The organism is Azospirillum isscasi (assembly GCF_030849505.1).
GTDB classification, from domain to species: domain Bacteria; phylum Pseudomonadota; class Alphaproteobacteria; order Azospirillales; family Azospirillaceae; genus Azospirillum; species Azospirillum isscasi.
Window position 1 is genome coordinate 1 of sequence record NZ_JAUJFI010000041.1, and the last position, 12,006, is coordinate 12,006.

Sequence of the window (12,006 nt, forward strand, 5' to 3'; positions counted from 1 at the left end):
TGGCCGGGAATGTCCCGTCCTGCGGCCGACCGCACCGTGGATGCCCTGCTGCACTGGCGCGACGAGGCGGCGAGGCGACCGTGCAGGCCGGCGCGCCGACCGCCGCCGCCGTACGCCTGAAGCAGCGCAACCGCCTGAACGAGCTGCGCGGTGAGTTGGACCTCGCGGACGAGCGGCTGGACCTCGCCCGCGATGCCCTGGACGAGGCCAAGCGCGCCGTCGAGGAGGCCGCCCAGGCCGACCGCCGCGCCCGCGACGCGGTGCGCGACGCCTTCGCCGGGGTGACCGCCGCCCGCGACCGCCACGCCCGGCTGGCCCGCGAGGCCGACGCCGCCGCCTCGAAGCTGGCGGCTCTGGCCGAGGGCATCACCCGCCTCGATGCCGACCGGCAGGAGGCCGAAGCCGCATTGGAGGAGGCGCGGGAGCTTCTGGATGCCCTGCCCGACCCGCGTGAAGGCCGTGACGCCGTGAACGAGCGCCGCGCCACCCTGGCCGAGCACCGCGCCGTCCTGGCCGAGAAACAGAACGCCCTTGACCGCCTGACCCGCGAGGCGCAGTCCCGCCGCCAGCGTCTGGCCGCCATCCAGCAGGACGTGGCGTCCTGGGGCACCCGCTCCGCCGGGGCGGGCGGGCGCGTGGCGGAACTGAAGCAGCGCGCCGCCGCCGCCGAATCGGACCTTGCCCAGCTTCAGAGCCGCCCGGCGGCGATCGAGGCGGACCGTCAGGCCCTTCTCAGCCGGATCAGCGAGGCCGAACGCGCCCGCAAGCGCGCCGCCGACGCCCTGGCCGAGGCGGAAAACCGGCTGGCCGAGACCGAAAAGCTGCTGAAGCAGGCCGAATCCGGTCTGGCCGACGCCCGCGAGGCCCGTGCCCATGCCGAGGCCGCCGTCTCCGCCGCCCTCCAGAACGGCCAGACCCTGACGGAGCGCATCGCCGAGCGGCTGAACTGCCGCCCCGAACAGACCCGCGCCGCCGCCGACCTGCCCCCCGGCGAACCGATGCCCGACGTGGCCGTCGTGGAGTCACGCCTCGACAAGCTGACCCGCGAGCGCGAGAACATGGGGCCGGTGAACCTGCGCGCCGAGATCGAGGCCGCCGAGCTGGAAACGCAGATCGGCAGCCTCCAGACGGAACGCGAGGATCTGGTCAGCGCCATCGCCCGCCTGCGCCAGGGCATCGCCAGCCTGAACCGCGAGGCACGGGAACGTCTGGTCGCCTCCTTCGACACGGTGAACCGCAATTTCCAGGAGCTGTTCACCCGCCTGTTCGGCGGCGGCAAGGCGTATCTGGAGCTGGTCAACGCCGAGGACCCGCTGCAGGCCGGGCTGGAGATCTACGCCAGCCCGCCGGGCAAGAAGCTGCAGGTCCTGTCGCTGCTGTCCGGCGGCGAGCAGGCCCTGACCGCCCTGTCCCTGCTGTTCGCCGTCTTCCGCTCCAACCCTGCCCCGATCTGCGTGCTGGACGAGGTGGACGCCCCGCTGGACGAGGCGAATGTCGGCCGCTTCTGCGATCTGGTGGAGGACATCGCGCGGGAGGGCAACACCCGTTTCCTGATCATCACCCACCACCGCCTGACCATGGCCCGCGTGGACCGGCTGTTCGGCGTGACCATGGTGGAACGGGGCGTGTCGCAACTGGTCAGCGTGGACCTGCAAAGCGCCGAGGAACTGCGCGGGGCGGCGTAAACAGCGCCGCTCCTCCAACCGCATGCCTTTCACAGCTTCATTCGTCCCTCCCCAACGCATAAGATCACACGAGACAATGACCGGGCCGACAATGGCGCCGGAAAGGGAGAGGCAGAGTGGAACGGGTGGATTTCCTCATCGTCGGCGGCGGCATGGCCGGCGCCTCGGCGGCCTATGAACTGGCGGCGCACGGCAGCGTCGTCGTGCTGGAGCGGGAGAGCCAGCCCGGCTATCACTCCACGGGCCGGTCGGCGGCGCTCTACACCCAGACCTACGGGCATCCGGTGGTCCGCGCCCTGACGGTGGCGAGCTGGGATTTCTACACCAACCCGCCGGACGGCTTTTCGGAACACCCGCTGCTGACCCCGCGCGGCGTGCTGCTGATCGGACGGGCCGACCAGACCGCCGCGCTGGACCGCGACTTCGCCGAGGGCCGCCGGCTGACTCCGTCGGTGGAGCGGCTCGACCGCGCCCAGGCGCTGGCCCGTGCGCCCTTCCTGAAGACGGAGTACGTGGACGGCGCGGTGTGGGAGCCGGAAGCCATGGACATGGACGTCCACGCCATCCACACCGGCTACCTGCGCGGGTTGAAGGCGCGCGGCGGCCGGCTGGTGACCGACGCCGGGGTGGAGGCGCTGGAGCGGCGCGACGGGCTGTGGGTCGCCACCACCCCGGCGGGGACTTTCGCCGCCCCGGTGCTGGTCAACGCGGCGGGGGGCTGGGCCGACGTTCTGGCGGGGATGGCCGGGGTGCGGCCCATCGGGCTGGTGCCGAAACGGCGCACCGCCATCACTTTCGATCCGGTCTTCGCCGACCCGGCGGACGCGGCGGGCCTCGCCGGCTGGCCGATGGTCATCGACGTGGACGAGCAGTTCTACATGAAGCCGGAATCGGGCCGTCTGCTGCTGTCCCCCGCCGACGAGACGCCCGTCGAACCCTGCGACGTGCAACCGGAGGAGTTGGACATCGCCGTCGCCATCGACCGCATGGAACAGGCGGTGCAATTCTCCGTTCGTCGTATTGCGCACAAATGGGCGGGGCTGCGCAGCTTCGTCGCCGACAAGGTGATGGTGGCGGGTTACGACGAGTCGGCGGAGGGCTTCTTCTGGCTGGCGGGCCAGGGCGGCTACGGCATCCAGACGGCGCCGGCCATGGGCCGCACCGCCGCGGCCCTGGCGACCGGCGGCGGCCTGCCGGCGGAGGTCGCGGCGCTGGGCGTGCGAGCGGAGGATCTGGCGCCGGCCCGCCTGCGGCGCCCCTGACGGGAGGAACGGCGATGCGCGGGACCAGGAAGGGTATCGGAGCCAGGGCGGTTCTTCTGGCCGCCGTCGTTCTGGGCGCCGGTGTTCTGGGCGGGTGCGCCAACCCCGCGGCGGATCAGGCCGTGATCGCGCAGAACGCGCTGATCGGCATGCCGAAACAGACCCTGCTGTCCTGCGCCGGGGTGCCGGAGCGGCAGGCCACCGCCGGGGACCAGGAATTCTTCACCTACCGCAGCAACCGGCTGTATTCCTACCCGTCCTGGGGCGGTTACGGCGGATACTGGGGCTATCCCTACGGCGCCTGGGGCGGCTACGGCTACGACGTGAGAAGCGTGGATTGCGAGGCGACCTTCACCCTGCGCGGCGGAACCGTGGAACGGGTCATCTACGGCGGGTCGTCCAGCGGCGGAAGCCGACTCGGCCAGTGCTATGCGATCGTGCAGAACTGCCTGACGCAAATCCCTTCGCAGTCCCCACAATCCCCCATGGCCCCCGCGCGGTAAGAGTTCCAGTCCATGCGACAACTCGTCGCTGTTGCAAAGACGCCTCAGTATGACGGATTGGTTGAGGTGCCGTAGCAACCCTAAAGAAAGTCTGGTAATACATCTCCAGGCATTAAGCCAAAAGAACGACATCAGCTAATACTGCCCTGGAGCGAATCCCATGACTTTCCTGAAGCGCGCCGCCGCCGCCCTGCTGGCGACCACGGCTCTCGCCGCCGTTTCCACCCCGTCGCTGGCCCAGGATTTCAAGGGCAAGTCCGCCGGCGACATCCTGGTGCGCGCGCGCGCCCTCGCCGTGATCCCGCAGGAAGACGGTGATCTGATCGGCGGCGGTCCGTTCGGCGGCAGCAACATCGGCAGCGTGAAGATCGGGAACGACTACATCCCCGAGCTCGACTTCTCCTACTTCGTCACCGACAACATCGCCCTGGAGCTGATCGCCGGCACGACCCGTCACAAGGTTTCCGGCTCGCTGATCACCGGCAACAACATCGACGTGGGCAAGGTGTCGCTCCTGCCGCCGACCCTGACCGCCCAGTACCACTTCTTCACGAAGGAGCGCGTCAGCCCCTACGTCGGCGCCGGCATCAACTACACCTGGTTCTACGACGAGACCGCCGCCCGCCGCACCAACGCGGACGGCTTCACCACCAACACCGTCGATTACAAGAACCGCTTCGGCTGGGCGCTCCAGGCCGGTGTCGACGTCGCCCTGACCGGCAACTGGTCGCTGAACCTCGACGTCAAGAAGATCTTCCTGAAGACCGACGTCACCGCCAACGTCAGCGGCGTTCCGGTCACCTCGGATGTCCGCATCGACCCGTGGCTGGTCGGCCTGGGCATCGGCTACCGCTTCTAATCGGCGTCTCCGGGGCCTCCCGCGGGAGGCCCTGCGCGAACGCGGGAATCAGGCCGGGTACCTCGAAAGAGGTATCCGGCTTGTTCTTTTTCGCGCCTTCCACGACCGGCGGCAGTGCGGGAGCATTTCCATTCGCGAATCCGTGCGGGAAGGAAGAACAACCATGCACATTGCCGCCGTCTTGAAAAGGAAGGGCACGGAGATCATCACAGCCAGTCCGGACGACCGGATCGATTCGGTCGCCCGCAAGCTTGCCCATCACAAAATCGGCGCCGTCCTGGTGATGAAGGACGACGGCCTGCCCGCCGGAATCCTGTCCGAACGCGACATCGTCCGCGCCGTGGCCGCGGACGGCGCCGCCGCCCTGGAACGGCCCGCCGCGGAGTTGATGACCCGCGACCTTGTCACCGGGAGCCCGTCCGACACCGTGTCGCAGATCATGGCCGTCATGACGCAGCGCCGAATCCGCCACCTGCCGATCCTGGACGGCGGCGAACTCGTCGGGCTGGTCAGCATCGGCGACATCGTGAAGGCACGGCTGGACGACGCGGAGCTGGAGGTCGAATCCCTGCGCGGCTATGTCGCCGGGATGGGCTGACGCTCACGCTTCGAACCACCCGTTTCCCAAAGACGAAAACGCCCGCGGACCGTTCCGCGGGCGTTTTCAACAGACGGACCAACTGTTCGCTCCGGCCGTTCGTTCGGGCCGTTCGCTCAGGCGGAGTGCGATTGCGGGAAGGCCATGGCGGCCTGGGTGCGGTTGCGCACGCCCAGCGACTTGAAGATGGCGGTCATGTGGATTTTCACCGTGCCCTCGGACAGGCCGAGTTCATGGGCGATCTGCTTGTTCGACTTGCCTTCGCGCAGGCGGTCGAGAACCTCCCGCTGACGCTGGGTCAACAGGTGGTCGAGCTGCGGATCGCTGGGCGGGATGGAGGAACCGACGCGCACCTCGGCCTCGCCGGCCTCGCGCAGCACGGTGGGCGGCACATAGACGCCGCCGGAAAAGATCAGATCAAGCGCGCTCAGCATGATCTTCACGCTGGAGGATTTCGGAATGTAGCCCGCCGCGCCGTGCTCCAGCGCGTCGCGAACGTCGTGATGCGCCTCGGACGCGGACACGACCACGACCTTGGAGTCGGGCTGTTTTCCCCGCAGATCTTGGATGCCGGAGAAGCCGGGCCAACCGGGCATGCGCAGATCGGTCAGGACGAGATCGTATTTCTCGCCCCCGCCAGCCTTTTCCAGAAGCTCGTCAAAGTTGCTGGCTTCTTCAAAGCTGGCACCCTCCTTCAGCTGCTCCAGCAGCCTGCGCAATCCCTCCCGGAAAAGCACATGGTCGTCTCCGATCAGGATTTTCATCTGGTGGTGCCCCCGTACTCAGTGCTTTCAATGGTCCGAACGTACAGCTCTGACGCAAGGTCAGTGTTCCGACCCTCAGTTTCGGAAAAAATGCAGGTCATTTTCAAGCATCATATGACCCAATTCCAAAAGGTATAGAAAGTCCTTATCCAGGGTAATGTCACATCAGATGTACCACGATTCGGCGGGGTCGGACAACCCGAATTTAACCTTTGTCACATCCAAGGCTCTGAACAATGGCATTGCTGCGCCACAGCAATATCCTCTTCGCGCACCCGCTCCCCAGGACGAAAGCGGAGGCGATTGTGTCAGGCCATAAGCGTTCTCGTCATAAAGGGCTGCTGTTTCCGTACTTTCTATCCTTCGCATCTTTCGGAACGAAAAGGCCGGAACCGGTGAAGCATACACCGATCCCGGCCCAAAGACATAGGCCCCGTTGGGTTGCCCCTCAGAAGGCGGCCTCCTCCATCTCCATCAGGGGTTTGGAACCGGCCATGATGGTGATGAACAGGGCGTTGGTCTGCGGCAGCAGCTTCGCCGTGTAGAAGCGGGCCGTCCGGATCTTGGCCTCAAGGAAGGCCGCGTCGCCCTCCCCCGCCGACTGCTTCGCCTGGGCGGCCTTGACCATCTTCAGCCACATCCAGCCGAGCGCCACCAGCCCGAACAGACGCAGATAGTCGGTGGCCGCGGCCCCGGCCTCCTCCGGGTCCTTCAGCCCCTTCTGGGCGACGATGGCGGTCGCCTGCTGGAGCTTGGCGAAGGCCTTGGCCAGCGGCATGACGAACTCCGCCAGCTCTTCCTTCTCCATGTCGGCCTCGATCTCCGCGCCGACGGGGTGGAAGAAGCGGCGCAGCAGGCGGCCCATGTCCTGCGGCAGCTTGCGCCCCACGAGGTCCAGCGCCTGGATGCCGTTGGTGCCCTCGTAGATCTGGCAGATGCGGGCGTCGCGCACATACTGCTCCACCCCGGTTTCCCAGATGAAGCCGTGGCCGCCATGCACCTGCACCGCGATGTTGGCCGACTCGAAGCCGATGTCGGTGAACAGCGCCTTGACGATCGGCGTCATGAGCTGGACGAACTCGTCCGCCTCCTGGCGCGTCCGCTCGTCGGCGTGCTTTTCCGCCACGTCCAGCTTGTAGCCGACCAGGGCGCCGAGCGCACGGGCCCCCTCGGTGTAGGCGCGGGCGGTCAGCAGGTTCCGCCGCACGTCGGGATGCACGATGATCGGGTCGGCGGGCTTGTCGGGGTGCGCCGTGCCCTTCAGCGAGCGGCCCTGGAGCCGTTCCTTCGCATAGGCCACGGCGTTCTGGTAGCTGACCTCGGCCAGCCCCAGCCCCTGGATGCCGACCGCGAGGCGGGCGGCGTTCATCATCACGAACATCGCCCGCATGCCCTTGTGCGGCTCGCCGACCAGCCAGCCGGTGGCGTCCTCGAAGTTCATGACGCAGGTGGCCGACGCCTTGATGCCCATCTTGTGCTCGATGGAGCCGCAGGTGACGCCGTTGCGCGGACCGACCGTGCCGTCCTCGTTGGGCAGGAACTTCGGCACCAGGAACAGGCTGATGCCGCGCGTTCCGGCGGGCGCGTCGGGCAGGCGCGCCAGCACGAGGTGCAGGATGTTCTCGGTCAGGTCATGCTCGCCGGCGGAGATGAAGATCTTCGTGCCGGTGATTTTGTGGCTTCCGTCCTCCTGCGGAACCGCTTTGGTGCGGATCAGCCCCAGGTCGGTGCCGCAATGCGGCTCCGTCAGGCACATGGTGCCGGCCCAGGTGCCGTCCACCAGCCGGCCCAGGAAGCGCTGCTTCAGCTCCTCCGACCCGTAGGTGGCCAGCGCGTTGTAGGCCCCCAGCGACAGGCCCGGATACATGCCGAAGCTGAGGTTGGCGGAGCAGATGAACTCCTCCAGCATGGTGTTCACCAGCTTCGGCAGCCCCTGCCCGCCATAGGCCGGATCGCAGGCGAGGCCCTGCCAGCCCGCCTCGATGTAGGTGCCGTACGCCTCCTTGAATCCCTTGGGCGTGCGCACGACGCCGTTCTCGAAGGTACAACCCTCCCCATCGCCGGACTGGTTCAGCGGGAACAGCACCTCCTCGCACAGCTTGGCGCCTTCCTCCAGAACCTGGGCGATCAGGTCGGGGGTGGCGTCCTCGTAACCCGGCAGTTCGGCCAGCTTGCCCGCACCGACGATCTCGTCGAGAACGAAGCGCACATCCTCCAGCGGAGCCTTGTAGATCGGCATTGCTCAGTCCTCCCCCATCAGTTCCGCAGCGGCTTGCCGGTGGTCAGCATGTGCTCCACCCGGTCGATCGTGCCGGTGGTCCGCACCAGCTCCATGAAGGCCGCGCGCTCCAGCGCCAGCATCTGGTCCTCGGTCACCGGCTGGGTGACGTCGGCCTTCGCCCCGCCGGTCAGCACCTCGGCCAGCTTGCCGCAGACGACCATGTCGTGCGGCGTGGCCTTGCCCTGCAACGCGAAGCCTTCCAGGAACAGCTCCAGCGCGGTCCGCCCGTTGGGACCGGGCAGCGTGTAGGTTGCCTTCTCCGGCGGGGTGTAGTTCGCGGCCAGTTCCAGCGCCTTGGCCTTGGCGTCGGCCAGCAGGCGGTCGCGGTTCATGGTGATGCCGTCGCCGGGGCGCAGATACAGCAGGTCCTTGGCCTCCGCCGCCGACTTGGCGACCTTGGCGAGGCTGATGGTCTCGAAGGCCCCGGCGATGGCCGGCATCGGCCCCTTCGGGGTCTTCGGGTTGGCGGCGTGGCGGGCCAGCATCTCGGTGCAGCCGCCCCAGGCGGGGATCAGCCCGACGCCGACCTCGACCAGACCCATGTAGGTCTCGGCATGGGCCTGCACATGGTCGGAATGCAGCAGGATCTCGCAGCCGCCGCCGAGCGCCAGACCGCTGGGCGCCGCCACCACCGGGAAGGGCGCGTGCTTCAGGGCGCGGTAGGCGCGCTGCCCGCCCTCCACCAACTCCTCGATCTGCGGCCACAGCCCGACGTTCAGGGCGAACAGGGCGAGGCCCAGATTGGCGCCGACCGAGAAGTTGTCGGACTCGTTGTGGACGACCAGGGCCTTCCACTCTCCCTTCCCGTCGCCGATCAGCCTGATGGCCTTGCCGTAGGCGGCCATGATGTCGCCGTCCAGCGCGTTCATTTTGCTAGTGAACTCGACGCACAGCACGCCGTCGCCGATGTCCCACAGGCTGGCCGAGCCGTTCTTCCACACCGGCTTCGACGCCCGCTTGACGTCGGACAGCAGCAGCACGCCGTCCGGACGCACCACCGTGTCGTACAAGCCCGCGGTGGTCAGGTGTTGGAGCTTGCCGTCCTCCACCCGGTAGAAGGGGCGCCCGGCGGCCTGTTCGACCAGCGGCGGGACGGGGATGCCTTCGCTGCGGCAGAGATCCGCGAACCAGCCGGTGCCCAGCCGGTCGATCAGCTCGAACGGACCCTGCTTCCAGTTGTAGCCCAGCCGCATGCCCTCATCGACCGCGACGACGCTGTCGGCGATCTCCGGCACCAGCGACGCGGCGTAGGCCAGCGTGCGGGCCAGCACCCGGCGGGCGTACTGGCCGGTCCTGTCGGGGAATTCGGCCAGCGCCCGCAGGTCGCGCCCGGCGGTGGAGACGCTCTCCAGCCGCGGCTTCTCGGAGCGGCGGTATTCGCCGGTGGACAGGTCGATGGCTTCCTTGACCTTGGCGCCGCCGGCCCGGTTCAGGCGGTAGAAGCCGCCCTTGCCCTTGCGGCCCGTATAGCCGTCCGCGATCATCTTGGCGATGACGGCGTGCTCGCGGAAGGCGGCGCGGTAGGGGTCGTTCCCCGGCAGGGTGGCCAGCAGGCTCTTGGCGATGTGCGGCATCAGATCGAGCCCGACCAGATCCACCAGCCCGAACACGCCGGTCTTCGGGATGCCCATGGGGCGGCCCACGATGGCGTCGGCCTCCTCCACCGTCAGCCCCAGATCGACGGCGGCGTTGATCGCCGTCTGAATCCAGTAGACGCCGATGCGGTTGGCGATGAAACCCGGCGTGTCCTTGCAGTGCACCACGCCCTTGCCCAGGCTGCGGTCGCAGAAGTCGGCGATGGCGGCCAGCGCGTCGGGCCGGGTGGCCGCGCCGCCCACGATCTCCAGCAGGCGCATGTAGCGCGGCGGGTTGAAGAAGTGGGTGATCAGGAAATCGCGCCTGAAGGCGTCCGACTGCCCGTCCACCAGCACGCCCAGCGGGATGGTCGAGGTGTTGGACGACACCACGGAGCCGTCCTTGCGCACCGGGTCGATGCGCCGGTAGAGGTCGGCCTTGACCGCGGGATTCTCGACGATGGCCTCGACGATCCAGTCCACGTCGGCCAACAGGGCCAGATCGTCCTCCAGATTGCCCGGCGTCACCAGCTTGGCGTTCTTCGGGTGCATGAAGGGCGCGGGGTCGGCCTTCAGCAGCTTCTGGATGGCCCCCCTGGCGATGGCGCTGCGGTCGTCACCCTCCTTGGCGGGGATGTCGAGCAGAACGACGGGGATGCCGGCGTTCGCGAAATGGGCGGCGATGCCGCTGCCCATCACGCCGGAGCCGATCACGGCGGCGCGTTTGATTTGCATGGTTCGTTGCCTCCCTGTCCCGCCGCCGTCAGACCGCTTCCAGGATGGTGGCGATGCCCTGGCCGCCGCCGATGCACTGGGTGGCGAGAGCGAACTGCTTGCCTTCGCGCTTCAGCAGGGCCGCGGCCTTGCCGGTGATGCGGGCGCCCGTGGCGCCCAGCGGGTGGCCGAGCGCGATGGCGCCGCCGTCCAGGTTCACCGTGGCCGGGTCGATCTCCAGGTCGCGCATGCAGGCGATGGCCTGGGCGGCGAAGGCCTCGTTCAGCTCGATCACGTCGATGTCCCGGATGGACAGGCCGGCGCGCGCCAGCGCCTTCTGCGCCGCCGGGACCGGGCCGAGGCCCATCACCTCCGGCGCGCAGCCGGCAACCGCGACGGAGCGGATGCGGGCGAGGATCGGCAGGCCGTTGGCCTTCGCGTAGGCTTCCGTCGTGACCAGCACCGCGGAGGCGCCATCGGTCAGGGGCGAGGAGGTGCCGGCGGTGACCGAGCCGTCGGCGATGAAGGCGGGCTTCAGGCCGCCCAGCGTCTCGGCGCTGGTGCCGGGACGGATGCAGCCGTCACGCTCCACAACGCCCGCGGCGGTCTGGATGCCGACGATCTCGTCGGCGAAGCGCCCGGCCTCCTGCGCCGCGGCGGCCTTGGCGTGCGATTCCGCGGCGAGCGCCTCCTGCTCCGCGCGGGAGATCTGGTAGCGGCGGGCGACGTTCTCCGCCGTGATGCCCATCGAGCAGTAGGCTTCCGGATAGCTGTCCTTCAGGCCCGGATGGGGCAGCGGGTTGTAGCCCATGATCGGAACGCGGCTCATCGACTCGATGCCGCCGCACAGGAACACCTCGCCCGCCCCCATCTGGATGGCTCCCGCCGCCTGATGGATCGCCTGCATGGACGAGCCGCAATAGCGGTTGATCGTGGTCGCCGCGGCGGTCAGCGGCAGCTTCGCCAGGAAGGACACGGTGCGGGCGATGTTCATGCCCTGCTCGCCCTCGGGGAAGGCGCAGCCGACCGCGACGTCCTCGATGTCCTGCGGGTTGACGCCCGTGCGCTCGACCAGCGCCGCGACGACGCGGGCCAGCAGGTCGTCGGGGCGGACCCTCGCCAGTTCGCCCTTGCTGGCGAAGGCGAAGGGCGAGCGGGCGTAACCGGCGATGACGACCGGAATGGTGGGCGTGGTCAAAGGCGCCAGGGTCATGGTTGCGTGTCCTCCGTGGTCTGCGTCTCCGTGATTCCGTTCTTGCGGAAATGGTCGGAGATCTGGGTGTCGATGATCTGCAGCTCGGCCAGCGTCTGCTGGACGTCCTGAAGCTGCCGTTCCAGGTCGGCGATGCGGCGGCGGGCGATGCGCTGCATGAAGCGCATCTGCTCCAACTGGGCCTCGTCCGCGTCGTAGAGGGTGAGGAATTCCTTGATCTCGGCGAGGCTGAAACCCAGCCGCTTGCCCCGGCAGATCAGCGCAAGGCGTGCCCGGTCGCGGTGGCCGTAGACGCGGACCGTGCCGTCGCGCTCCGGCGCCAGCAGCCCTTCGTCCTCGTAATGGCGGATCGTGCGGTGGGTCAGCCCGAACTCGTCGGCCAGTTCCCCGATGGCGAAACGGCGCGCGGGACCGTCCTGGCTGGGTTCCAGCCCGGCGTTGCCACGCGCGTCCCACCCCATCGACCGTGCCGGTTGCGGCATCCTCCCACCCTTCCCTTGATCGTCATTGGTTGACGTTTACGTAAAGGTAAGGCGCCTTCGGTTTGCTGTCA

9 protein-coding genes and 1 pseudogene are annotated in these 12,006 nt (G+C 68.3%); 5 read left to right on the plus strand and 5 right to left on the minus strand.

Annotation, left to right across the window (positions count from 1 at the left end):
- The 5 genes and pseudogenes from QSG27_RS10885 to QSG27_RS10905 all read left to right on the plus strand — a co-directional run.
- Window positions 1-1,685 (plus strand): annotated as a pseudogene (locus QSG27_RS10885) (chromosome partitioning protein ParA); the annotation flags it as partial.
- A gap of 116 nt (window positions 1,686-1,801) precedes the next feature.
- On the plus strand, window positions 1,802-2,947 hold the full coding sequence (locus QSG27_RS10890) for an NAD(P)/FAD-dependent oxidoreductase (RefSeq protein ID WP_306705972.1): 1,146 nt from the start codon (window positions 1,802-1,804) through the stop codon (window positions 2,945-2,947).
- Between the two features lie 14 nt (window positions 2,948-2,961).
- Window positions 2,962-3,450, plus strand: coding sequence for a hypothetical protein (locus QSG27_RS10895; protein WP_306705973.1), 489 nt, complete (start codon window positions 2,962-2,964; stop codon window positions 3,448-3,450).
- Between the two features lie 160 nt (window positions 3,451-3,610).
- Window positions 3,611-4,309, plus strand: coding sequence for an OmpW/AlkL family protein (locus QSG27_RS10900; protein ID WP_306705974.1), 699 nt, complete (start codon window positions 3,611-3,613; stop codon window positions 4,307-4,309).
- Between the two features lie 163 nt (window positions 4,310-4,472).
- Entirely contained in the window at window positions 4,473-4,907 is a 435-nt protein-coding gene (locus QSG27_RS10905) for a CBS domain-containing protein (RefSeq protein WP_306705976.1), read from the plus strand.
- Window positions 4,908-5,023: 116 nt separating this feature from the next.
- Here QSG27_RS10905 and QSG27_RS10910 read toward each other — a convergent pair whose 3' ends face one another.
- From QSG27_RS10910 to QSG27_RS10930, 5 genes are all read right to left on the minus strand, one after another.
- On the minus strand, window positions 5,024-5,671 hold the full coding sequence (locus QSG27_RS10910; protein WP_306705978.1) for a response regulator: 648 nt from the start codon (window positions 5,669-5,671) through the stop codon (window positions 5,024-5,026).
- 448 nt (window positions 5,672-6,119) lie between these two features.
- On the minus strand, window positions 6,120-7,910 hold the full coding sequence (locus QSG27_RS10915) for an acyl-CoA dehydrogenase C-terminal domain-containing protein (RefSeq protein ID WP_306705979.1): 1,791 nt from the start codon (window positions 7,908-7,910) through the stop codon (window positions 6,120-6,122).
- Window positions 7,911-7,927: 17 nt separating this feature from the next.
- Complete coding sequence (locus QSG27_RS10920) at window positions 7,928-10,261, minus strand: 3-hydroxyacyl-CoA dehydrogenase/enoyl-CoA hydratase family protein (protein WP_306705980.1); 2,334 nt, start codon at window positions 10,259-10,261, stop codon at window positions 7,928-7,930.
- Between the two features lie 28 nt (window positions 10,262-10,289).
- Window positions 10,290-11,453: a thiolase family protein gene (locus QSG27_RS10925; RefSeq protein WP_306705981.1), complete on the minus strand. Its 1,164-nt coding sequence runs from the start codon at window positions 11,451-11,453 to the stop codon at window positions 10,290-10,292.
- Window positions 11,450-11,935 (minus strand): MerR family transcriptional regulator, encoded by a 486-nt coding sequence (locus QSG27_RS10930; protein WP_306705982.1) that lies wholly within the window; start codon window positions 11,933-11,935, stop codon window positions 11,450-11,452. The genes QSG27_RS10925 and QSG27_RS10930 overlap by 4 nt, the downstream gene beginning before the upstream one ends.
- Window positions 11,936-12,006: the final 71 nt, after the last annotated feature.